The organism is Ruegeria sp. BG10 (genome assembly GCF_056538575.1).
On record NZ_JBQFTI010000001.1, the window covers coordinates 2,217,677 to 2,240,397 of the forward strand.

Annotated in this window: 26 protein-coding genes; 10 read left to right on the top strand and 16 right to left on the bottom strand. The window is 61.2% G+C overall.

Going from position 1 to position 22,721, the window contains the following annotated elements:
• Positions 1–200: 200 nt before the first annotated feature.
• The 7 genes from ACR0D8_RS10975 to ACR0D8_RS11005 are packed head-to-tail and all read left to right on the top strand — an operon-like array spanning position 201 to position 6,695.
• Positions 201–1,415 (top strand): glycosyltransferase family protein, encoded by a 1,215-nt coding sequence (locus tag ACR0D8_RS10975; RefSeq protein ID WP_480646285.1) that lies wholly within the window; start codon positions 201–203, stop codon positions 1,413–1,415.
• Positions 1,412–2,659, top strand: a complete 1,248-nt coding sequence (locus ACR0D8_RS10980; protein ID WP_480646287.1) for a glycosyltransferase family 4 protein — start codon at positions 1,412–1,414, stop codon at positions 2,657–2,659. The genes ACR0D8_RS10975 and ACR0D8_RS10980 overlap by 4 nt, the downstream gene beginning before the upstream one ends.
• Positions 2,659–3,735, top strand: a complete 1,077-nt coding sequence (locus tag ACR0D8_RS10985; RefSeq protein WP_480646289.1) for a glycosyltransferase family 4 protein — start codon at positions 2,659–2,661, stop codon at positions 3,733–3,735. The genes ACR0D8_RS10980 and ACR0D8_RS10985 overlap by 1 nt, the downstream gene beginning before the upstream one ends.
• Positions 3,732–4,316, top strand: a complete 585-nt coding sequence (locus ACR0D8_RS10990; RefSeq protein ID WP_480646291.1) for a histidine phosphatase family protein — start codon at positions 3,732–3,734, stop codon at positions 4,314–4,316. Before ACR0D8_RS10985 ends, ACR0D8_RS10990 begins: the two co-directional genes overlap by 4 nt.
• Positions 4,313–5,452 carry a glycosyltransferase family protein gene (locus ACR0D8_RS10995; RefSeq protein WP_480646293.1) on the top strand — a complete coding sequence of 380 codons (1,140 nt, stop codon included), beginning with the start codon at positions 4,313–4,315 and terminating at the stop codon, positions 5,450–5,452. The genes ACR0D8_RS10990 and ACR0D8_RS10995 overlap by 4 nt, the downstream gene beginning before the upstream one ends.
• Complete coding sequence (locus ACR0D8_RS11000) at positions 5,449–6,222, top strand: polysaccharide deacetylase family protein (protein WP_480646294.1); 774 nt, start codon at positions 5,449–5,451, stop codon at positions 6,220–6,222. Before ACR0D8_RS10995 ends, ACR0D8_RS11000 begins: the two co-directional genes overlap by 4 nt.
• Positions 6,219–6,695, top strand: a complete 477-nt coding sequence (locus ACR0D8_RS11005) for a class I SAM-dependent methyltransferase (RefSeq protein WP_480646296.1) — start codon at positions 6,219–6,221, stop codon at positions 6,693–6,695. Before ACR0D8_RS11000 ends, ACR0D8_RS11005 begins: the two co-directional genes overlap by 4 nt.
• On the opposite strand, the gene ACR0D8_RS11010 is transcribed toward ACR0D8_RS11005, so the two are convergent.
• On the bottom strand, positions 6,696–7,838 hold the full coding sequence (locus tag ACR0D8_RS11010; RefSeq protein ID WP_480646298.1) for an alpha-D-ribose 1-methylphosphonate 5-triphosphate diphosphatase: 1,143 nt from the start codon (positions 7,836–7,838) through the stop codon (positions 6,696–6,698).
• A 52-nt stretch (positions 7,839–7,890) separates the two neighbouring features.
• On the opposite strand from ACR0D8_RS11010, the gene ACR0D8_RS11015 reads away from it, so the two are divergent.
• Positions 7,891–8,574: a DUF1045 domain-containing protein gene (locus tag ACR0D8_RS11015; protein WP_480646300.1), complete on the top strand. Its 684-nt coding sequence runs from the start codon at positions 7,891–7,893 to the stop codon at positions 8,572–8,574.
• On the opposite strand, the gene ACR0D8_RS11020 is transcribed toward ACR0D8_RS11015, so the two are convergent.
• The 8 genes from ACR0D8_RS11020 to phnG are packed head-to-tail and all read right to left on the bottom strand — an operon-like array spanning position 8,556 to position 13,802.
• The gene (locus tag ACR0D8_RS11020) at positions 8,556–9,104 is read right to left on the bottom strand and encodes a phosphonate metabolism protein/1,5-bisphosphokinase (PRPP-forming) PhnN (protein WP_480646302.1); all 549 of its coding nucleotides are present in this window, start codon (positions 9,102–9,104) and stop codon (positions 8,556–8,558) included. The two genes, ACR0D8_RS11015 and ACR0D8_RS11020, sit on opposite strands and share 19 nt — an antisense overlap.
• Positions 9,101–9,784: a phosphonate C-P lyase system protein PhnL gene (gene phnL, locus ACR0D8_RS11025; protein WP_480646303.1), complete on the bottom strand. Its 684-nt coding sequence runs from the start codon at positions 9,782–9,784 to the stop codon at positions 9,101–9,103. Before phnL ends, ACR0D8_RS11020 begins: the two co-directional genes overlap by 4 nt.
• A gap of 11 nt (positions 9,785–9,795) precedes the next feature.
• Positions 9,796–10,566 carry a phosphonate C-P lyase system protein PhnK gene (gene phnK, locus ACR0D8_RS11030; RefSeq protein WP_480646305.1) on the bottom strand — a complete coding sequence of 257 codons (771 nt, stop codon included), beginning with the start codon at positions 10,564–10,566 and terminating at the stop codon, positions 9,796–9,798.
• Positions 10,563–11,423, bottom strand: coding sequence for an alpha-D-ribose 1-methylphosphonate 5-phosphate C-P-lyase PhnJ (locus ACR0D8_RS11035; RefSeq protein ID WP_480646306.1), 861 nt, complete (start codon positions 11,421–11,423; stop codon positions 10,563–10,565). Before ACR0D8_RS11035 ends, phnK begins: the two co-directional genes overlap by 4 nt.
• Positions 11,416–11,676 carry a hypothetical protein gene (locus tag ACR0D8_RS11040; protein ID WP_480646308.1) on the bottom strand — a complete coding sequence of 87 codons (261 nt, stop codon included), beginning with the start codon at positions 11,674–11,676 and terminating at the stop codon, positions 11,416–11,418. Before ACR0D8_RS11040 ends, ACR0D8_RS11035 begins: the two co-directional genes overlap by 8 nt.
• Positions 11,673–12,764, bottom strand: a complete 1,092-nt coding sequence (locus ACR0D8_RS11045) for a carbon-phosphorus lyase complex subunit (RefSeq protein WP_480646310.1) — start codon at positions 12,762–12,764, stop codon at positions 11,673–11,675. Before ACR0D8_RS11045 ends, ACR0D8_RS11040 begins: the two co-directional genes overlap by 4 nt.
• Before the next feature lie 4 nt (positions 12,765–12,768).
• The gene (phnH, locus tag ACR0D8_RS11050) at positions 12,769–13,344 is read right to left on the bottom strand and encodes a phosphonate C-P lyase system protein PhnH (protein WP_480646312.1); all 576 of its coding nucleotides are present in this window, start codon (positions 13,342–13,344) and stop codon (positions 12,769–12,771) included.
• Positions 13,344–13,802 carry a phosphonate C-P lyase system protein PhnG gene (gene phnG / locus ACR0D8_RS11055; RefSeq protein ID WP_480646314.1) on the bottom strand — a complete coding sequence of 153 codons (459 nt, stop codon included), beginning with the start codon at positions 13,800–13,802 and terminating at the stop codon, positions 13,344–13,346. Before phnG ends, phnH begins: the two co-directional genes overlap by 1 nt.
• 103 nt (positions 13,803–13,905) lie before the next feature.
• On the opposite strand from phnG, the gene phnF reads away from it, so the two are divergent.
• On the top strand, positions 13,906–14,616 hold the full coding sequence (gene phnF, locus ACR0D8_RS11060) for a phosphonate metabolism transcriptional regulator PhnF (protein ID WP_480646315.1): 711 nt from the start codon (positions 13,906–13,908) through the stop codon (positions 14,614–14,616).
• Positions 14,617–14,640: 24 nt separating this feature from the next.
• Here the strand turns inward: phnF and ACR0D8_RS11065 are convergent, their stop codons facing one another.
• The 5 genes from ACR0D8_RS11065 to phnC form a co-directional block, all read right to left on the bottom strand.
• Positions 14,641–15,255, bottom strand: coding sequence for an LbetaH domain-containing protein (locus ACR0D8_RS11065; RefSeq protein WP_480646317.1), 615 nt, complete (start codon positions 15,253–15,255; stop codon positions 14,641–14,643).
• Positions 15,256–15,281: 26 nt separating this feature from the next.
• A complete protein-coding gene (gene phnE, locus ACR0D8_RS11070) occupies positions 15,282–16,637 on the bottom strand; it encodes a phosphonate ABC transporter, permease protein PhnE (protein WP_480646319.1) in 1,356 nt (451 codons plus the stop codon).
• Positions 16,634–17,515 carry a phosphonate ABC transporter, permease protein PhnE gene (gene phnE / locus ACR0D8_RS11075; RefSeq protein WP_480646321.1) on the bottom strand — a complete coding sequence of 294 codons (882 nt, stop codon included), beginning with the start codon at positions 17,513–17,515 and terminating at the stop codon, positions 16,634–16,636. The genes phnE (ACR0D8_RS11070) and phnE (ACR0D8_RS11075) overlap by 4 nt, the downstream gene beginning before the upstream one ends.
• 67 nt (positions 17,516–17,582) lie before the next feature.
• Positions 17,583–18,485 carry a phosphonate ABC transporter substrate-binding protein gene (gene phnD / locus ACR0D8_RS11080; protein WP_475162886.1) on the bottom strand — a complete coding sequence of 301 codons (903 nt, stop codon included), beginning with the start codon at positions 18,483–18,485 and terminating at the stop codon, positions 17,583–17,585.
• 64 nt (positions 18,486–18,549) lie between these two features.
• A complete protein-coding gene (phnC, locus tag ACR0D8_RS11085; RefSeq protein WP_475162890.1) occupies positions 18,550–19,371 on the bottom strand; it encodes a phosphonate ABC transporter ATP-binding protein in 822 nt (273 codons plus the stop codon).
• A 167-nt stretch (positions 19,372–19,538) separates the two neighbouring features.
• On the opposite strand from phnC, the gene rpe reads away from it, so the two are divergent.
• On the top strand, positions 19,539–20,228 hold the full coding sequence (gene rpe / locus ACR0D8_RS11090) for a ribulose-phosphate 3-epimerase (RefSeq protein WP_480646323.1): 690 nt from the start codon (positions 19,539–19,541) through the stop codon (positions 20,226–20,228).
• A 41-nt stretch (positions 20,229–20,269) separates the two neighbouring features.
• On the opposite strand, the gene ACR0D8_RS11095 is transcribed toward rpe, so the two are convergent.
• Both ACR0D8_RS11095 and ACR0D8_RS11100 read right to left on the bottom strand, forming a co-directional pair.
• The gene (locus ACR0D8_RS11095) at positions 20,270–21,631 is read right to left on the bottom strand and encodes a tetratricopeptide repeat protein (protein WP_480646325.1); all 1,362 of its coding nucleotides are present in this window, start codon (positions 21,629–21,631) and stop codon (positions 20,270–20,272) included.
• 269 nt (positions 21,632–21,900) lie between these two features.
• Positions 21,901–22,721, bottom strand: an 821-nt coding sequence (locus tag ACR0D8_RS11100) for an elongation factor Tu (protein WP_480646327.1), incomplete at its 5' end; no start/stop codon positions are given.

Here is a 22,721-nt window from a genome sequence, read left to right on the forward strand (position 1 = left end):
GGATGACTGATCATGCGGAAACAACCGGCGGATACGGGCCGCTGGACATTCCAGAAGGCCAACGAGGACAGGATGTTGCCAATTCGCAATGCTTTTGAATTTGCAAAATACCAGCCACCCCTTTGGCAAGCGGCGACAAAGAATATACGGTAACTGGTGGGAACGCGCGGAATTGCATCGAGTCAACAGCAGGCGAAGGCATGAGCCTAGGAATTCATAACGACATAAACGGCCGTGCGCCACGCATCCTGTTCTACAGCCACGACACGTTCGGACTGGGCCATTTGCGCAGGTCCCGGGCGCTTGCCGGGGCGATCACCGAGGCCGATCCGCAGGCTTCGGCCCTGATCCTGACCGGTTCTCCTGTGGCGGGGCGATTTACCTTTCCGCGCCGGGTCGACCATGTGCGCCTGCCGGGCGTGACCAAACGCGCCGATGGCTCTTACGCCGCGCGCACGATTGGCATGGGGATCGAAGAGGTGACAGAGCTGCGCTCTGGCCTCATTCAGACAGCGGTGCAGCAGTTCGACCCGGACGTGCTGATCGTGGACAAGGAGCCCACGGGGTTTCGCGGCGAATTGCGGCCAACATTGGAATACCTGTCTCGATCACAACGCACCAAGCTGGTTCTGGGGTTGCGCGACGTGCTGGATCAACCGGAAGTTCTGGCCGCCGAGTGGGACCGCAAAGAAGCTGTTACGGCGACCGAGACCTATTACGACGAAATCTGGGTTTATGGGTTGCGCTCGATCTATGACCCGACGCAGGGCCTGCCGCTCAGCACCGCTACGCAGGCGCGTATTCACTGGACGGGGTATCTGCGCCGCGATCTCGGCCCGGTCGGCGAACCGCCCGAACAGCCCTACATCCTGATTACACCCGGTGGCGGGGGCGACGGCAAGGCGATGGTGAACCTTGTCCTGTCAGCCTATGAAAAAGACCCTGACCTGTCGCCGCGCGCGGTACTGGTTTACGGGCCCTTCCTGTCCGGCGAACTGCGCGAGGAGTTTGAGACCCGCGTAGCCGCGCTGAACGGACGGGTGACGGCTGTTGGCTTTGAATCCCAAATCGAGACCCTGTTTGCAGGCGCCGCCGGTGTGGTTTGCATGGGCGGCTATAATACCTTCTGCGAAGTTCTGTCTTTCGACAAACGCGCGGTCATCGTGCCGCGCACGACACCGAGGCTGGAACAATGGATACGCGCGTCGCGTGCCGAAGGTCTGGGCCTTGTCCGGATGCTGGACGAACGTCGCGACGGGCTGACCTCGGATGCCATGATCGAGGCGATCCGCGACCTGCCACGCCAGCCGCTACCGTCTGAAGCGATACAGGATGGCGTTCTGGACGGGCTGGATTACGTGACCGACCGTATCGATGCGCTGCTGAGCCGGGAACAGGAACGAGCCACCGGATGACAGCATCACAGCCGAAACTGGCGGTGCTGGTCAAAGGATGGCCGCGCCTGTCCGAGACGTTCATCGCGCAGGAACTGGTCGCCTTGCAAGAGGCCGGCCATCGCTTTGATATCTGGTCCCTGCGGCACCCGACGGACAAGAAACGCCACCCGCTGCATGATCGGTTCAGGGGTCAGGTGCATTACCTGCCCGAATACCTGTATCAGGAGCCTCAGCGTGTGTGGGCCGCGCGTGACATTGCACAAACCCTTCCCGGCTATGCGGAGGCCTATAATGTCTGGCGCGCCGATCTGCGCCGCGACCCGACCCATAACCGGATTCGCCGGTTCGGTCAGGCCTGTGTGCTGGCAGCCGAGTTGCCCGGTGCAGCGCGGGCGCTATATGCGCATTTCCTGCACACCCCCTCGTCCGTGGCGCGCTATGCGGCAATCATGCGCGGACTACCGTGGAGCTTTTCCGCCCATGCCAAAGATATCTGGACCTCGCCCGACTGGGAGAAGGCCGAAAAGCTGCAGGCCAACACCTATGGCGCGGCATTTGGCGCAACCTGTACCGCCATCGGGGCGGACCATCTGCGCAGCCTGGCGGACGATCCGGCGCGGATCGAACTGATCTATCACGGGCTTGACCTGACCCGCTTTCCCGACCCGCCCAAGCGCGCGGCACGCCTGCCCGACGCGCCGTTTCACATGCTGTCCGTTGGCCGCCTGGTCGAGAAAAAGGGCTTTGACCGCCTGATTGATGCCTTTACCGGGCTGCCGGACTCCCTGGATTGGCACTGGACCCATATCGGCGGCGGCACCCTGGGTGATGAATTGCGCGACCGGGCGGCAACCGCCGGCCTGTCGCAGCGGATCACGTGGCAAGGGGCCTGCGACCAGCCCGAAGTGATCTCCGCAATGCGAACCGCCGACCTGTTCGTGTTGCCCAGCCGGATCGCGGCGGATGGCGACCGTGACGGGCTGCCCAATGTGCTGATGGAAGCCGCGTCCCAGCTTTTGCCGATCCTGTCGACACCCGTATCTGCGATACCGGAATTCATAGAGACCGGAAAACACGGCATGCTGACAAAGGACGACCCGGCCTCGCTGGCGACAGCCATTGCCCGTCTGGCCTCCGAACCGGTCAAAACAGCGGCCATGGCAGCCGCCGCATATGACCGGCTGATTGCCGAATTTCGAATGGATCCCGGCATTGCCCTTCTGTCCCGACGGTTAAGCGCGTTGGGCGCGGAAAAAGACTGATGGCCCGGATTGCCTTTTTCTCTCCGATGAAGTCACCGGACAGCCCGGTGCCGTCGGGTGACCGTGAAATGGCCCGCAACCTGATGCAGGCCATTGCCGCCCAGGGGGATACCGTCGAACTTGCATCGTGCCTGCGCATCTATGACAAGGCGGGCGATGTCCGGGTGCAGGACACGTTGCGCGCTCAGGCCGAGGCCGAGGCGGAACGCCTGATCGCCGATCTGCCCGCCGACACGGCGCTGTGGGTGACATACCACAACTATTACAAAGCTCCGGATCTGCTGGGGCCGCGTGTATGCGCAGCCCGAAACATACCTTACCTGCAACTGGAAAGCACCCGCGCGACCAGCCGGTTGCAGGGGCCCTGGGCGGGGTTTGCCAAATCGGCGCATGACGCCTGTGATGCAGCGCAGGTGATCTATTACCACACCGCCAATGATCTGATCACACTTGAACGTGATAGGTTCGGGGATCAGGACCTGGTCGAATTGCCGCCCTTTCTGCCCGTCTCGCAACTGCCGCAGGCGTCGGGCTGCGATGGTCCGATGCTGACTGTCGGTATGATGCGGCACGGCGACAAACTGGCCTCTTACGAGATCCTCGCGCAGACGCTGAAACACCTTAGCGACGACTGGTCACTGAACATCGCTGGGGACGGTCCCGCGCGGTCCGCGGTTGAGGCGCTGATGGCGCCCTTTGGCGCCAAAATCCGCTTTCTGGGTCAGCTTGACCGCAACGCGCTGCAGCAGGAGTATGCGCGCGCGTCGCTTCTGGTCTGGCCCGGCGTCAACGAGGCCTATGGCATGATCTACCTGGAGGCACAGGCCCATGGCGTACCGGTTGTTGCGCAGGACAGGCCGGGGGTAAGGGACGTTCTGGCACCATCCAACCACCCGCCTGTCGAAACCGGAGCCGAGGGCCTGACGGCGCGGCTTAAGGATTTGCTGAACGATCTGCCTCTGCGTCGCTCACTGGGGCAGCAGGCGCGCACCTACATTTCTCAGCGCCACCTGATGCCCGCTGCAACAGAAAGGTTTTGGCAAGCGGCACGACCCCTGTTGGAGGCCCGGTCATGAACCGTCTGGCCTTGCTTCGCCACGGGCATACGCATTGGAATCGTGCGGGCCGCATCCAGGGGCGCAGCGACATTCCACTGGATGACCCCGCGCGGGACGACCTTTCGGCTTTGCAACTGCCTGCGCCCTGGGACTCAGCAACCTTATGGTCCAGCCCTTTGATCCGGGCCAGTGAAACGGCGCGGCTGGTCTCGGGCCGGAACCCGCTGGTCGCGGACGCGCTGACGGAAATGCACTGGGGCGACTGGGAGGGTCAGCGCGGCGCGGACCTGATCGCCGACCCGGACAGCGGGTATCGCCATATCGAGGACTGGGGTTGGGATTTCCGGCCACCAAACGGCGAAAGCCCGGCAGAGGTCTGGGACCGCCTGCAACCGTGGCTGCGTGATCTTGAGGGCGACACGGTTGCGGTCTGCCACATCGGTATCATGCGGGTCATTCTGGCCCGGGCCTGGGGGTGGCAATTCAACGGGCCTGCCCCCTTTAAAATCAAACGCAACCGCCTGTATATCATAGACATGACGACATTGAACGCCCTGCCGGACCCTGTCCGCCTGATCAGGCCGGAGACACCGCAATGAAGGTGATGATCGTCGTCACACATTTGCTTGGAACCGGACATCTGAGCCGTGCGCTGACACTGGGTCGGGCTTTTGCGCAGAAGGGGCATGAAACCTTTGTCCTGTCCGGCGGAATGCCTGCGCCGCAACTGGACAGCACCGGCATGACCCTGATGGGCCTGCCGCCGTTGCGATCGGACGGCACGGATTTCACGCGACTTCTGACCCAATCCGGCGAAATTGCCGACGCATCCTATCTGAAAGCGCGTGAAACAGCTGTGACTGCAGCCATTCGCAGTTTTCAGCCCGATGTACTGATCACCGAACTTTATCCCTTTGGCCGCCGCTCTCTGACCGCCGAGTTCAATGCGCTTCTGGGTGCGGCGCGCACGCTCCCGCGCGCGCCTGTGATTCTGAGTTCTGTCCGGGATATTCTCGCGCCGCCGTCCAAGCCGTCAAAGGCCCAGCTTACGGAAGCGATCATCCATGACTTCTACGATGGCGTCCTTGTCCATTCCGACCAGAGCGTGATCCCACTGGACATCAGCTGGCCGGTATCAGAGCGGCTTGAAAAACGCTTGTTCTATACCGGGTTTGTCGCCCCGGCTGCGCCAAAGGCGCATGCGGATGACGAGGGCAAGGGAGAGTTGCTTGTCAGTGCAGGCGGCGGATCGGTAGGCCAGCCGATCTTTCGCGCGGCCATCGAGGCCGCCCGCAAGATACCCAACAGGCGCTGGCGCCTGTTGGTGGGCGGTCAGGACGCAGCTGCGCGCATCAGCCAATTGGCCCGTTCCGTTGGTGACGCGCCGGTGGTTTTGGAACCGGTGCGGCCGGATTTCAGACAGATGCTGCCCCTCGCGGCGGCGTCCGTCAGCATGTGCGGCTACAACACCGCGCTGGATATCCTTCAGTCTGGAACGCCGGCGGTTTTCGTCCCGTTCGACGACGGAAAGGAAGTTGAACAAGGGCTGCGCGCACAGAGCCTTGCAGAGCAACCGGCCATCGAAGTGCTGCGCAGCCGGGACCTGAATGGCGACACTCTGGCGCAGGCCGTGGCGGATGCTATTTCCGACGGTCCGCGCAAGGTATCCACCCATGGCTTTGACGGGGCCGCGAAATCGGTCGCGATTGTCGAAAAGCTGGTGGAGCGCGCATGACTGCGGACTGGCGCCCATTGGAAGCAGAGCTTGCGACATGGCAGGCCATGGGGCTGGCCCTGCCCCTGTGGTGGCGTGATGACGACGCCGTTTCTCCGACGCTACAACTGGAAAGGCTGACAGACCTGTCCCGCGACCTTGGCTTACCTGTCCATCTGGCGGTCATTCCACGCAACGCCGACGCGCAGTTGGCGGATTTTGTTGGGCGGCACCCTGAATTGATTCCGGTGGTGCATGGATGGGCGCACTTGAATCACGCCCCGGCAGGCGAGAAAAAATCCGAATTCCGGCTGCACCGCCCCGTTGAGGATATCCGCGCGGACGCACACTACGGACTGGTGCGCCTGCGGGCGATGTTCGGCGACAAGCTGTGTCCGATGTTTGTACCGCCCTGGAACCGCATTGCGCCCGAGATTGTTCGTGAGCTTCCCGGCATCGGGTATCAGTTTGTCTCGACAGCCACGCCGCGCGGGGCAGCCATGCCCGCGCCCGGGCTTGTCCAGATCAACACCCATCTCGATCCGATCGACTGGCGCGGAACCCGGGGACTGATGACGCCGGACAACCTGATCGGCAAGGCCACAGAGCTGTTGCGTGACCGCCGCGAAGGGCGCGCCGACAACGCGGAACCCTTTGGCGTGCTGACCCACCATCTGGTCCATGATGAGGATATCTGGACCTTTACCGAAGATTTGCTGCGCAGGCTGCTGGCCGGACCGGGCTTTGCCTGGGCCGCGCCTGTGACTGAACCAACCGGGAGATGCGAATGAGCCGACTGGATTCGATGCTACGCCGCCTCACCGCCCAGCGCGATGGGCTGAACTGGGCTGTGGACCAGGTCTCTGATCTGGCCGGGGACGTTCTGGACATGGGCCTTGGCAATGGCCGCACCTATGACCACCTGCGGGAAATCATGCCGGACCGGCGTATCTGGGTCATGGACCGGGTGTTGCAATGCCACCCCTCCAGCACCCCACCGGCCGATGATTTCCTGCAGGGTGAGGCAGAGCCCATGCTGAAAAAACTGGCCGCTGGCGGACCAAAGATCGCCATGGCCCATTACGATTTCGGACGTGGCATCAAGGACGAAGACGTGGCCGAAGCGGCGCGTCTCAGCCCGCTGATCGCGCGGGTCATGCTGCCAGGAGGGTTTCTGATCTCGGGCCAGCCCTTGCAGGGATTCAAGCAGATCAGCGGCCCCGACACGATCGCGCCGGACAGGTATCTGTTCTACAGGGCGTAATCAGGCGACGCGCCGCCCGCGGGACCACACCCCGTTCAGTGCCGGCGCGCCCCCGCGCATCCGAAAGCGGATGACGTCGGCGCGCTTGCCGACGCGCAACTGGCCCCGGTCACTCAGCCCGACCGCCTGCGCCGGCGACAATGTCACGGTCCTCAGACCCCGCGCCATGTCGCCCCATAACTCACCCAGCCGCGCCGCGGATAGCAACAGCGCCGAGGGAACATAGTCCGAGGAAAGAATATCGAGATGCCCCAGATCAGCCAGTTCCCGCGCCGCAACATTGCCGGAATGCGACCCGCCCCGGATCACGTTCGGGGCCCCCATCATCACCTTGATGCCATGTTGGTGGCAGGCGCGCGCAGCCTCGACCGTTGTGGGAAATTCGGCCAGTCGTATGCCGTGGCCGGCTGACACGCGCACCTGTTCGTCCGTTGTATCGTCATGGCTGGCCAGCATCGCGCCAAACCGTTGGGCTGCCTTCACCGTCTCAGCCTCGTGCCGGTCGCCGTTCCGGTCACGCAACGCCCTGAGCTGCGCGACATGCTGCATGAACATGTCGTCGTCAAACCCGTGTTTGCCTTTCAGATAGGCCTCAAGTTTTGAGATATCGCGGAACTGCCGCTGCCCAGGCGTGTGATCCATCAGCGAGACCAGACCGACGCGATCCTCGGGTCCGAATTCGTCCAGCTCATCAACAAGCGTTTCGGAACAGACTTCGGCCCGTAAATGCAGAAAGTGGCTGATCTTCAGGGCGTCCTGTTCCCGCAACTCCCATAGTTCGCGGGACAAACCGCGCGCGTATTTCAGGTATCGTGCCTGTCCGGTCGGAATCGACCCCACGCGCATGGCATCGAAGACGGTGGTGATCCCGGTGCTGGCCAGTTCGGCGTCATGGGCCAGAATGGCCGCTGCATGGGGCCAGTCGACCCTGGGTCTTGGCTGAATGTGACGTTCCAGATTGTCGGTGTGCAGTTCGACCAGACCCGGGCAGACGTAATCCCCCTGACAGTCCACTGCGCCCGCCGGAACCGCCGCGCCGGTCGAAACGTCTGCAATGACCTCGCCGACAACCCGGATGTTGCCCGTAACCGTCTCATCCGGAAGGACAAGAGTGGCATTGGCAAGGATCATTTCTTCTGTCATCTGAACTTCACACGGTTTGAGCTATTGGGAAGGCCACGCATAGGAGGCCATTGTGACATTCACGCGATACGCGATCTACTATGCACCGCCCGCGCATGCCGGGTGGACAAAGTTTGCCACCAGCTGGCTGGGCTGGGACATGGAAGCTGGTCAGGAAACCACGCATCCGGTGATTGACGGGGTGGATGTCGCCGCAATCACGGATGTTCCGCGAAAATATGGGCTGCACGCTACGATGAAGCCACCCTTTCAATTGCGGCACGGCCAATCGTTGACGGCCCTGAAAGATGCCTGCGCCCGGCTTGCGGGATCCCGCACCCCGGTCACGCTTGACGGGCTGGAAATCGCCCGGTTGGGCCGCTTTCTGGCCCTGCGCCCGGTGGGTAGCGAAACGGCGCTGAACGCACTGGCTGCCGCCTGCGTGTGCGATCTGGACAGCTTTCGCGCCCCGGCGTCCGAGGCTGAACTGAACCGGCGAAGGGCTGCTGGCCTGACCGGGATGCAGGAGGCCAATCTTGAACAATGGGGTTACCCTTATGTGCTGGACTCCTTCCGCTTTCACATCACCCTCAGCTGCAAGCTGGACAAGGCCACTCTGGCGACGGTTCAATCCGTCTTGCAGGAACGCCTTGCCCCCATGATGCCGAACCCGTTTCGGATCGGTGATCTGGCCCTGATGGGCGAGGCCGCGGATGGGCGGTTTCACCTGATCCATCGCTATGCCCTTTCCGGCTGAAGCCGTGCGAGGATGGCGGCGATTGTCATCTCCAGCGGGCCTGAATTGTCGATCTCGAACACCCGGTCCAGCCCCTGGGGCAAAGGCACGTTGGCGCGGGCCAGCCGGCGCGCCTGTTCACTTGCACCTTCGCGCGCACGCACGGTCAGGCGCTGTTCCAGAACCTCGGGATCGGCCGTCAGGGAGATAACGATCAGGTCGCCGAACACCTCTTGGGCCTGCATCAAAACGGATCGCGACAGATTCACCAAAACCGCGTCGGACGTCTTTCTGAGGTCTTCGATACCGCCCGGCACACCATAAAGCAGACCATGCGCAGACCAATGCAGAGCAAATGCGCCGTCCTCTGCCATCTGCCGGAAGGTTTCGACGGTCACGCGGTCAAAATCTTCCCCCTCTTCACCTTCGGGGCGTGTGATCACGCGACGCATCTGCTGAATTCCGGGCACACGCGCTGCCAGCGCCTCCATCACACTGTCCTTGCCGACGCCCGATGGCCCAACCACTGCAATGACCGGCGCAAGGCTCATGCCGCGACCCCCGGGGTGAAATCCGACACGTTGACCTCTCGGTCGCAAACCCGAGCACGCGCGCCGACATCGTGGAAAATACCGACAATCGCGGCACCGCGCGCCTTGGCCTCTTCGATCAGCGTCAGAACCGTTTCCCGGTTCTGTGCATCCAAAGAGGCGGTAGGTTCGTCCAGCAACATCGCCGGATAGTCATGCGCAAACCCGCGGGCGATGTTCACCCTCTGCTGTTCACCGCCTGAAAACGTGGTCGGGCTGAGCCGCCACAGACGTTCCGGGATGTTCAGCCGGGCCAGCAGGGCAGCGGCCTTTTCCAATGCTGCGGACCGGTCGCATCCAATGTTCAGCAGCGGCTCGGCAACCACTTCCAGCGTCGGGACGCGCGGAACGACGTGCAGGAACTGGCTGACATAGCCCAGGGTTTCGCGCCGCAGCGCCAGAATCTCGCGCGGTTCTGCTTTTGCCACGTCCAGCCCGCTGACCAGAACCTGCCCCGACGCAGCCAGATAATTCCCGTAGATCACCCGCATAAGGGTCGACTTCCCGGCCCCCGACGCTCCTGTCAGCGCGACGCATTCACCGGCTGAAACCTTCAGCGTCGCGCCTTCCATCACCGGGATCACTGCACCGCCCTGATTGTGCAGGGTAAAGCTTTTGCTGACGTCCCTGAGTTCTATCATCGCCTTCACCTTCAAACCTGCAATACGCTGGAGACCAGCAGTTGCGTATACGCGTGCTGCGGGTCGTCCAGCACCTGATCGGTCAAGCCGGCCTCGACCACATGGCCGTCCTTCATCACCATCAACCGATCCGCCAACAGTCGCACCACCGCCAGATCATGGGTGACGATGATGGCGCTCAGCCCCATTTCGCGCACCAGACCGCGCAGCAGGTCCAGAAGACGCGCCTGAACTGATACATCCAGCCCGCCGGTCGGTTCATCCATGAAGACAAGTCTTGGGCCTGTCACCAGATTGCGCGCGATCTGCAGACGCTGCTGCATGCCACCGGAAAAGGCCGTTGGCCGGTCATCCACGCGGCTTGCGTCGATCTCGACCCGGCCCAGCCAGTCGATGGCCCGGTCACGGATTGCGCCATAATGCCGGTCACCGACGGCCATCAGGCGTTCACCGATATTACCCCCGGCACTGACGGACATGCGCAATCCGTCCTGCGCGTGCTGCTGCACAAAGGCCCAGTCGGTGCGGCCCAGCATCCGGCGTGCGAGTTCGGACATAGTCACCGTATCCACCGGACCGTCCGCGCGCGTGTCAAAGATCACCCGTCCCGTATCCGGCGTCAGATGCCCGGCCAGACAGTTCAGCAGCGTCGACTTGCCCGAGCCGCTTTCGCCGACAATCCCCATCACCTCGCCGGTATAGAGGTCAAAGCTGACATCGGTGCACCCAATCCGCGCGCCATAATGCTTTTCGATACCTTCGACTTGTAACAGCGGGGTCATGCCGCATCCTCCCCGGCCAGACACCCCCGGTGGCCTTCGGCGCGGCGCGACCGACAGTAATCCGTGTCGGAACACACAAACATCCGGGTGCCGGCATCATCCATGATCACTTCGTCCAGATAGCTGTCCTCGGCCCCGCACAGATCACAGGGATGATCAGCCTTGGTGGCTTCGAACGGATAGTCCTCGAAGTCGAGGCTCTCGACCCTGGTATGCGGTGGCACCGCGTATATTCGCTGCTCGCGCCCGGCTCCGAACAATTGAATGGCATCCATTTCCAGCTTGGGGTTGTCAAATTTCGGGATCGGCGACGGATCCATCACATAGCGCCCTGATACCTTCACCGGATAGGCATATGCGGTCGAGATCGCGCCATGCTGGCTGATGTCCTCGTACAGCTTCACATGCATCAGCCCGTATTCCTCAAGGCTGTGCATCTTGCGGGTTTCGGTCTCGCGCGGTTCCAGAAAACGCAGCGGTTCGGGGATCGGCACCTGATAGACGATGATCTGATCCTGCCGCAGCTTGGCTTCGGGGATGCGATGGCGGGTCTGGATGACCGTGGCCTTTTCGGTTTCCTCGGTCGTTTCCACGCCCGCCGTGTTCTCAAAGAACTTGCGGATCGAGACCGCGTTTGTGGTGTCGTCCGCACCCTGATCAATCACCTTGAACGTGTCCTCCGGTGTCAGCGTCGCGGCCGAGACCTGCACCCCGCCTGTGCCCCAGCCATAGGGCATCGGCATCTCGCGACTCGCAAACGGCACCTGATAGCCGGGCACAGCAAGCCCCTTCAGAATGGCGCGACGGATCATCCGCTTGGTCTGCTCGTCCAGATATGCAAAGTTGTATTCAGACATAGAGATACCCGTTATTGGCGGATGATTTGGACAGGGATTCAAAATGAGCACAGAGAACTGGATCGGCGCGGTCGCAATGCTCGTCCTTCTGGTGCTTGCGGCTGCTCTGGTCAGAACCCTTATCAAATTGCGTCTCGGTGATTACGACGTTCCCCGACCGCGTGCTCGACGCGTTGGCGGAATTGCCTCGCAAATCGACGAGGCGCGCTTGGGGGACAGCGCGGATTATGGGGACGGCGGCGATTAACTTCATTCCGCAGCCTCCTGTGGCGTGATCCGAGCCTCGGCCTCACGCCGAAGTTTGCGCACCAGTTCCAGTTCAGACTGGAAATCGACGTAATGCGGCAGCTTGATGTGTTCGAGGAACCCGGTAGCCTGAATGTTATCTGCATGGCTCAGGACAAATTCCTCATCCTGCGCGGGGGCACCCAGATTGTCCTCGCCCAACTCCTCCCAGCGCAGTGCCCGGTCGACCAGCGCCATGGCAATGGATTTGCGCTCTGACTGACCAAAGACCAGCCCATAGCCACGGGTAAACTGCGGTGGTTCGGTCTTGGAGCCCTTGAACTGGTTGACCGTCTCACATTCGGTCAGCTCGACCTCGCCGATCTCGATGGCAAAGCCCAGTTCGGGAATGTCCATCTCGACCGCCACTTTGCCGATCCTCAATTCTCCGACAAAGGCGTGGTTGCGGGCGTACCCGCGCTGAGTGGAATAGGCCATGCCCAGTACAAAACCTTCATCACCTCGCGCCAGCGATTGCAGGCGCAGCGGGCGGTCTGCGGGGAATTCCATCGGCTCGCGGGTCAGATCGCCTGGTGCGACGTCGCTGGCGGGCTCGTCCTGAATGATGTTCTCGCCCTTCAGGAATTCCGTAATATGTGGCGTCGGTCCTTCGCGGGGCGGGCACTCCGGGGCGTCCGGCACCTCGCCATCAGCGGCCAGTTTGAAATCCAGCAGCCGGTGCGTGTAGTCGAAGGTCGGCCCCAGAACCTGCCCGCCCGGCGCATCTTTGAAGGTTGCTGAAATTCGGCGGTCGCAGGACATCTGGCTTGTTACCACCGGGTTTGAATACCCAAACCGGGGCAAGGTGGTGCGATAAGCGCGGATCAGGAAGATCGCCTCGATCAGATCGCCGCGCGCCTGCTTGATCGCCAGCGCCGCAAGGTCGGGGTCGTATAGCGACCCCTCGGCCATTACCCGGTTCACCGCCAGGCTGAGCTGTTCCCGGATCTGTTCGATGCTCAGCGCGGCAACATCCTTTGCGCCGCGGCGCTCCTCAGCCAGCCAGGCATGGGCGTTTTCGATGGCCTTTTCACCACCCTTGACGGCAACATACATTTTTTCAGCCCTCCGTCGCGATTTGAGTGCTGCGGGGCAAGGCGGCAACCCTGTCGCGGCAGGTATAGAAGAAATCACACCCCAACGGGTACTGAGCAGCGTTAGCGCGAAGCGCCGGGACATCCGGCAGCGACAGGTTCGCTGCAGTTCTGATCCCCGGCCCTGTCAGCCTGGCACCCACCTGCTGCAAGTCGTCACGCTCAACAATCAGAGTCGCGGACCGGTCAGGATATTCCGCCGTCCCGATGCGATATTGACCCAAAGGTCCAAGCGCCTGCCACGTGCCTACGGCAAAATCAGCCTGATCCGCAGTTGTGATAGGCGCGCCGGTATGGAAGGTCAGCCATTGTCGTATGGCTTCCGTATCCAATGCCCCGGCCAGATACACTCCTGTATCCGGATCGCACAGTGTCAGCAGCAAGGTCCCCGCCGCCGCCGACAGGGGTTCTGGTGGTCGAGCGCCCGACAAAGTGCGGATTTCACCGGGGCGCGCCATAACGGTCATTGCCGCGCGAAAGGCATATGCCGCCTCGATCGGGGCATTTTGGAAACCGCCAGCGAATTGCGTCTGCGCGTTCATCAATCCTCTCCCCGGACCATCGTGAAGAATTCCACCTTGGTTGCGGCCGCCTTGGCGGCTCGGGCCGTTTTCGCGGCCTGCATCTGCTGACTGAGCGGCCCTGTCACTCGGGCATGAAGATCCCCGGCAGTTTCAGTCTGCATCAGCGCGTCGATCAGCGCGGCGACCTCGGCCTTTGGTTTCGAGCGGCCCTGCACGTAGCCATGCCCAACCGTGCCGTCCTCAAGCACCAGGGAACAGCGCGTGACCGTCATTTCCCCAAGGTTGAACGGCGCGCCTGTCGCCCCGGTTCGCCCGCGTACCATGACGCCGCCGATTTCGGGGCGTCGCAGCCAGTCAAAGGCCGGCCGAACCCCAAACTGCTCCCACAGCGCCAGCAATGCCTCCTCTGGCGCGCGCGCCAAAAGGCCCATCCATTCCTGACGCGCGGCGTTCGGTTTTTTTGAGCGATCTTCCATCAAAGCCTCTTGGCGGGGTTGTCTACATGAACTATACAACTAGACAAATATTACACCTCTGCGCGGCGACTCGCAATCCGCAACACTGTGAAAGTTTGGTGACATGAGCAAAACGCCGGTCTGGAAAAGCATCGCCCTGAGCCTGACTTCGGACATTGCCGAGCGGAGATATGACACCGGTGACCGCCTGCCGACCGAGGCGCAGCTTTCGGCGCAATACGGGGTCAATCGGCACACGGTTCGCCGTGCGCTGTCCGAAATGGCCGCGCAAGGGCTGGTTCATGCAAGGCGCGGCGCCGGCGTCTTTGTCGCGGCCCGCCCGACCGACTATCCGATTGGCAAGCGCGTCAGGTACCACAAGAGCATTTCGGCCAGCGGCAAAATACCCGGCAAAAAGATCCTGTCCCTGACCACGCGCGCAGCGGATGAGGCCGAGGCCGAAGCTCTGCGGCTGACACCCGGGGACGCGGTACACGTATATGACGGGCTTTCACTGGCCGACGGACAGCCCATCGGCCTGTTTCAAAGCGTCTTCCCGGCGGATCGTCTTCCAGAGATATTAACGGCCCTGTCGGAAACCCAGTCTGTGACACGCGCCCTGCAGCGATGCGGGATTGAGGACTACACCCGCATCTCGACCCGCCTGACGGCGCGTGCGGCCACAGCGACGCAGGCGCTGCACCTTCATCTCAGCGAAGGCGCGCCGGTTCTGTTTTCGGTGGGCGTGAATGCCGATCCTGAAGGCAACCCGGTGGAATACGGTCGCACGGTTTTTGCCGGTGAACGGGTCACCCTAACGCTGAACGAGGACTAAATCGCTTGGGCAATCTGCCTTCGGCTACTCGTATTTTTCCAGAAACTTTTCCGCTGCCATTGTGCGAAAATCGGGCAGAGCCGCGCGAAGCCGCGCATGGTCCCAATCCCACCAGGCCAAATTCATCATTCGCTCTGCCACCGCCTCGGGATACCGGCGGCGTATTGGTTCCGCGGTGACCCCGCCGACGATCAGATACGGCGCCACATCCCGGGTCACGACCGCCCCCGAAGCGATGACGGCACCGTGGCCGATTGTCACCTCGGGTTTGATGATGGCGGCATGGCCGATCCATGTGTCGTGACCGATCCTGGTCAGCCGACTCGCGCGATGCGCGAAAAAATCCGCATCGTCTTCGGCATCGTCCCAATAATCCGCCGAGCGGTAGAGGAAGTGATGCAGGGATGCCTTCTCCATCGGATGATCGGTTGCGCCGACCCGCGTAAAGCTGGCGATATTGGCGAATTTTCCAATCTCGGCATTGGCAATGTCACAGGTCCGGTCGCAATAGGAATAATCGCCGAACACCGAATTCGCCACGCGGGTCCCGGCGCCGATTTCGACATACGCACCGAAACTGCTGTTGGAAATCGCGCAATCGGGGTGGATGAACGGCTGATCCGAACGAAGACGTGTCATGAAACTACCTATGTGTCCCCGATGGATCAGGCCGCCTTCGCAGCCTTTGGTTTCTTCCGTTTCGGCGCAGTCTCACCCTGAATCAACCGTCTGCGCAACCAGCCCGAGAACCAGTCCATCAGCATCACCATCAGGATGATCAGAACGATGTAATAGGCGACCTCTTCCCAGTCTTTCTGCGTAATGATCGCCTGCGTCAGCAACAGGCCAATACCGCCGCCTGTGATTGCCCCGATCACCGTCGCGCTGCGGGTGTTGGATTCAAGAAAATACAAAAGCTGGCTCAGCAGAACCGGCGTCACCTGCGGGATCACGCCAAAGCGGTAGCGTTGCGGCGCGTCGGCACCTGTGGACTGCACGCCTTCGATCTGCTTTTGATCGACATTTTCCAGCGCCTCCGAGAAGATCTTGCCGAAAGTGCCGGTATCCGTCACCAGAATGGCCAGCGCACCGGTCAGCGGGCCGGGACCAAACGCACGCGCCAGCACCACCGTCCAGATCAGGGCGTCCACGCCACGGACAAAGTCGAATACACGGCGAGTCATAAAGCGGATGGATTTCAGAGGGTTGAAATTCCGGGTCGCCAGAAACGCCAGCGGCAACGCCACCATTCCGGCCCCAAGGGTGCCGAGAAACGCCATCAGGATCGTTTCGAAGATGGCCCAGGCCACATCCTGATGCCGCCACATCTTGTTGGTCCAGAAATCGTTCAGGATCTCTGGCGCTTCGCCTTTTGCCGCCAGACCGACCAGGTCCGAGAACGACTTGCCATAATAAGGGCTGTCCAGCGTGAACCAGAACAGCTCCCATCCCGTGAAATAGCGGAACACTTCGGACCGGTTGCGCGTTACGGTCAGACGGCCAGCATTCGTTGTGATCGACATCCGGTTCTTGGACACATTGATCCAGTCCGGAACCTGTTTGGTGGGCAGTTCAGCCTGAACACCGGCCGCACGCGTCGGCGTCGCGCGCACGGTGCCGTAACCCGGAATGTCATATTCCACAGTCTCGGGGCCGAAACGCACGACGTGGCCATCCTCCAGATCAATTACCGTCGTTTCACCCAATACAACCCAGTCCGGCGCCGCGCCGTCGGGGTAGGCGCCCTTGCGCTCGCCTTCGATAGCAACGGACACTTCACCATTGCGGTTGTCGCGTTCGACATGGGTTTTGTAGCTGTAGCTGTCAGCAACCAGGGTTTTGCCATTTTCCCAGTTCGCGCGGCCAGCCAGCCCCGGTACGTCGAAGGCAAGGAAGACATAGGCGAGATAGACCAACACCAGCGCAGGCAGACCGAAATTCACCAGCCGTTTGCGATTGAACAGGCGATCAGCTTCGGCCTTGAGTTCATCCAGAGAAAGATCGGTTGCGAAGGTACTCATGCCTGCGCTCCTTTTCCGAAACCGTGGGTCAGGCGCTCGCGCAGCAAGCCGGAAACCTGATCGACAACGACGATAGTGACAAACAGCAGAAGGAATATGGCCGCGGCTTCGTCATACCGCCCCTGCCCCCACGACATGGAATTGCGCAACTCGTACCCCAGCCCGCCCGCGCCGACAAAGCCCAGAATGGCCGAAGCGCGGATATTGATTTCGAACCGCAGCAGCGCATAGCTGACATAGTTCGGACCGACCTGCGGAATCACACCCAGATACATCCGCTGCGACCAGTTCGCGCCGACCGAGTGCAGACCCTCGACCGGCTTCAACGACGCGTTCTCGTTCACTTCGGAAAACAACTTGCCCAAGGCACCGGCTGTGTGGATGGCAATCGCGATCATCGCGGGCACTGGCCCGCCACCCAATACAAAAATCAGAACCAGGGCGATCACGATCTCGGGGATTGCCCGGCAAATGTCGGCGATGCGCCGGAACAGCGGAATCAGCGACGGCCACAGCGCCATGCCGCGTGTCGACATCAGGGCCAGAAACGTACCCACAATGGTCCCGATCAGGGTCGACGCCGCGGCAATGTTGATCGTTTCGATCAGCGCCGGAAAAAACCTCGCCAGATTTTCGGGCATTGCGCCGATCTTGTCCCAGGCTTCGGACAGAACCTCGGCCGGGTAATCGAAAATACGATGCCACCCATCCGCGAAGCTGCCCGCGTTGCGATTGTCAGCGGTGCGAAACCCGGCGGCCATCAGCGCCACGAAAAGGATCAGGAGAATACCGCCATAGACCCGTTTGCGGCGTGTCATCGCGGAATAGTCTGCGCGGATCTGGTCGATACCAGAGGACCCTGCGGTCAGGTCTGTCATGGAATGCTCCTGAGGGGAAAACGGGGTCCGGTTTTGCACCGGACCCCGACCATTGGGATGTTTCGCCTTAGTTCGACTTCAACTGGCGCGCTTCGATGATGATTTCGTAGGCGTCGTGGGTGATCGGCTCGAATGCCTTGGCCTCACCCGCCGCAACCCCGTAGAAGCATTCACGGTCTTTCTCGGCCAGACCTGCCATCAGGTCGGTCATCTTTGCCTTGACCTCTGCCGGCAGTGCCTTGCGCAGCACAACAGGGCCTTCCGGGATCGGCTGCGACTGCCAGATCATGACCATGTCGTTCATGTCGATCAGACCCGCGTCAACCGCACGGCGCAGGGCGCCTGAGTTGAAGCCATCTTCCCAGTCGCCCAGACCGTCGGCCCATGTCACACCGCCATCGACGTCACCGTTGTTCACCGCAACGATGGTTTGTTCGTGACCACCGGTGAACTTCACCTCACCAAAATAGTCGCCCGAGTCCATGGTCGCGCCGGTCGCGGCAGGGATTTCGATCGAGGGGATCAGGTAGCCCGAGGTCGAATTCGGGTCGCCGAACCCGAAGGTTTTGCCCTTCATGTCTTCCAGCGACGCAATGCCGCTGTCCTTGCGGGCAAAACCGATCGAGTAATAGCCGTAGCCGCCATCCAGATTTACCTTTACCAGTACGGGTTCAACCGCTTCGGGGTCGCTCAGATAGGTTTTTGCATAGCCCGACGCGCCCAGCCACGCCATGTCAATGGTGCCGCCCAGCAGGCCCTGGATCACGCCGTCATAGTCGGCCGGGGCGAACAGCTTGGTTTCCACGCCCAGCGTCTCTTCGGTGTATTCGCGCAGGCATTCGTTGTTATTCAGACGGTCCTGAGCGTTTTCACCGCCCAGAATACCGATGCGGAATTCGCTGATTTCTTCGGCCATGGCAGGTGCCGCCATTGCAGTTGTTGCCACAAGGGCAGCCATCAGTTTTTTCATCTGTCTCTCTCCGGTTTGTTGTGCCGGCCTTTCACCGGCCGGTCGATGAAAGGGGTGGGTCGGCTCAGATGGTCGCTTCGGCTTCCATCAATGCCTTTTGGGTCGCGTCGAGCGTGTCGATCTCGGTCGAGGTCGCCTCTTCCGAGAAGCTGGCATCGGCGCCGTAGATCTCACGTGCGACACCGGTGGTCAGTTGCTCGGGCAGACCATCGAACACGATGCGGCCGTCGCGCATGCCGACGACGCGGTCGCAATAGCGGCGCGCGGTGTCCAGCGTGTGCAGGTTGGCAATGACGGTGCGGCCATCCTCTTCGTGGATGCGGCGCAGCGCCTGCATCACCACCTGCGCGTTCATCGGGTCCAGCGAGGCGATCGGTTCATCCGCCAGAATGATGCTGGGGTCCTGCATGAGCGCGCGCGCGATGGCGACGCGTTGCTGTTGACCGCCCGAAAGCGCCTCGGCGCGTTTGGGCGCGTGTTCGGCGATGCCCAGCCGATCCAGAATGTCGATGGCGCGGTGTATCTCGTCCATCGGGAACAGGTTGAACATCGTTGCCAGTGTCGAGTGGCGGTTCAGCGTTCCGTGCAACACGTTCGACACCACGTCCATGCGCGGCACCAGATTGAATTGCTGAAAGATCATGGCGCAATCCGCCTGCCAGGCGCGCTTCTCGCGACCCTTCAGGCTGGTAACGTCCCGACCTTCGAACAGAATCTGGCCGTCGGAGGCATCGGTCAGCCGGTTGATCATCCGCAGAAGCGTCGATTTTCCGGCCCCCGATCGGCCAATGATGCCAATCATGCACGGCTTGTCGACATCCAGCGTGGCCGCATCCACGGCGACATTTTCGCCAAAGCGTTTCGTCAGGTTTTCAATTCGCAGCACGTGCCACCCCCAATAGTGTTGGCGGTCAGCTAAATGCGATCTCCAACGGAGATGTGTCGGTTGCGTGAAAGTTTTGTAAACCCATATTTGGGTCCCTTGGCCCTACCCACGGCTGCATATCGCGGATATATGCGGAACGGACACCGTATCTCCTTATGAGGACACACATGAGCTTTGACCGCACCATCAAGATTGCACCGTCAATCCTGTCCGCCGATTTCGCCAATTTCGGCGCCGAAATTCAGGCGATCGAGGCGCAGGGCGCCGATTGGGTCCACGTGGACGTAATGGACGGCCATTTCGTTCCGAACCTGACCTTTGGCCCGCCGGCCGTCAAAGCGTTTCGCCCGCATGTCAAAACGGTGATGGATGTTCACCTGATGATCACCCCGGTCGATCCCTATATTCAGGCCTACGCCGATGCCGGGGCGGATATTCTGACCGCCCATGTCGAGGCCGGGCCCCATACCCATCGCACCCTGCAGGCCATTCGCGCCGCAGGAATGAAGGCGGGCGTTGCACTGAACCCCGGCACCCCGGCCGAGGCGGTCGAGCATCTGCTGGACCTCACCGATCTGGTCTGCGTGATGACGGTGAACCCGGGCTTCGGCGGGCAGAAATTCATCGACATGACCAACAAGATCCGCCGCCTGCGGCAGATGATCGGCGACCGGCCGGTCCACATCGAAATCGACGGCGGTGTCGACCCCGGAACCGCCCCTCTGGTCGCGGCGGCCGGCGCGGATGTGCTGGTGGCAGGCTCCGCGGTTTTCCGAGGCGGATCGGTTGAGAATCCCGGCGTTTACGGTGACAATATCAAAGCCGTGCGCAACGCGGCAAACACCGCAATCGCGTAGCGTGTGGCCCGCTGGGCGCAGCAGAAAGTCCTGACGGATACCTAGTTCGACTGGGCCGCGTCATTGTTTGCCGCGGCCTTTTCGTTGCGGTAGCGCACGCGCATCTTGATTGCCTGCATAAAGCGGCCTTCGGCAACAAGCTCCGCGAGAAAATCGCTGAGGTAATCCTCGGACAACCCACCCTCCGTCGCGGTGTCAAACACGCCCTCGGCGGCCTCGAACTCGCCCTCACCCAGCATCACCAGCGCGTTGATATACTGCACATAGGACTCATCAGGTTGCAGCGACAGCGCCCGATCAATGGCGGCGCGGGCCTCTTGCATATTCCCAAGGTCCAGGGCGATTTCAGCATGAAGGCGATGGTCGAAATGGTCTGCGCTTTCCAGCGCGACACTGCGGCGTATCTGCACCAGCGCGGCGTCGTTGTCGTAATCATCAAACAGCAACCTTGCCCGCCAGAACAGCAGATAGCTGCTGGCGCCAGCCTTGGCCTCAGCCATCGCCAGAACGCTGTGTGCCTCGGATCTGCGGCCCAATTCGGACAAAGCCCGCGCCTTGCGAACATACCCATCCGCCTTGTCGGGTGTGGCGGCAATAACCGCATCGGCATCCTTGAGCGATTGTTTCGGTCGGTCCAGCATCAGAAGGATCAGCGAACGGCGCGATCTGGCCGCAACGAATTCCGGATACAGTTCCAGAGTGCGCGTCACATGTTCAAAGGCCGCTTCCCACTTGCCTTGATCTGACAGGACAAAAGCCATGCCGTATTCCGCATAGGGATCGGAAGGATTGACAACAATGGCCGACCTGAACCATTCCAGCGCATCTTCGGACCGGCCGTACTCGCTCAGCGTCCAGGCCAGTTCGCGCATGGCCCAGGTATAGTCCGGGTTCAGGGCCAGCGCCGCATGCATTCGGCGTTCGAATTCTTCCAGATCGATTTGACCGCTGCTATGCGCGCTTGCGGCAAGCCCAGCCATATTGTTGGCGGTGGGTTTTCGCGAAATGGCTTTGCGGAACCATTCGGCAGCCGTGGCATACTCGTCCCGATAGTACAGAATCCACGCATATCCCTGCAGGCCCGGCTCGGCACCGGGGTCCAGTTCCAGAATTTCTGAAAACGTCTGTTCCGACTTCTCAAGGTCGTCCAGATCAAAATAGGCCCAGGCCAGACGATCCAGCATCTCGATCCGTTGCCGGTCGGATGCACCGGTCGCCCCCAACCCGCGCTGGCAGATTTCCACCAGCCGCTTCAGCGTTTCATCCTGTTCCAGACAGGCCGAGACATAGGTCAGCTGCGAATTTGTGAGAAGCGGTTTGGAATAAGCCGCCCCGCTTGTCGAATGGATGGCAAGCAATGCCAAAACGGTTATGGGGGTCAGTTTGTTAAATGGAACGAACATGTTGCCTGAATTCGAAAGAATGCGTTTTCCAAAGAATACTCAAAAATGTGATAAGAAAATGGCCGCCCCGGTTCGGGACGGCCTTCTTTGGTTCAACGGTGTGGGCTCTCATTGCTCCTTGCGGAGCAACTGCCGTCCACCAGTCGGCAAAGCCGACTTACGCGATGATTTTCGACACACCATATTTGGTGCGTCTCGGGATCATTGACTTCAAACAAAAAGGGCGTCCCGAAGGACGCCCTTTCCGTCTGATCATTCGTTTGCGCGAATTACTCGATGATCTTCGACACAACGCCGGCGCCAACAGTGCGGCCGCCTTCGCGGATGGCGAAGCGCAGGCCGTCTTCCATCGCGATCGGTGCGATCAGCTCGACGGTGAAGCCGACGTTGTCGCCAGGCATGACCATCTCGGTGCCAGCTGCCAGGGTCACGGTGCCGGTCACGTCCGTGGTCCGGAAGTAGAACTGCGGACGGTAGTTCGCAAAGAACGGGGTGTGACGGCCGCCCTCTTCCTTGGTCAGGATGTAGGCTTCGGCCTCGAACTTGGTGTGCGGTGTCACCGAACCCGGCTTACACAGAACCTGGCCACGCTCAACGCCGTCACGGTCGATACCGCGCAGCAGGGCGCCGATGTTGTCGCCGGCTTCGCCACGATCCAGCAGCTTGCGGAACATCTCAACACCAGTGCAGGTGGTTTTCTGAGTGTCGCGGATGCCGACGATTTCAATCTCGTCGCCAACATTGATCACGCCACGCTCGACACGACCGGTCACAACCGTACCACGGCCCGAGATCGAGAACACGTCTTCGACCGGCATCAGGAACGGCTTGTCAACTTCACGCTCAGGGGTGTCGATGTAGTCATCAACCGCCGCCATCAGTTCCTTGATCTTCTCTTCGCCGATTTCCGGGTTGTTGCCTTCCATCGCGGCCAGAGCCGAACCTGCGATGATCGGAACATCGTCGCCGGGATAGTCGTAGCTGGACAGCAGTTCGCGCACTTCCATCTCAACCAGTTCCAGCAGCTCTTCGTCGTCAACCTGGTCCACTTTGTTCATGAACACGACCATCTTCGGGATGCCAACCTGGC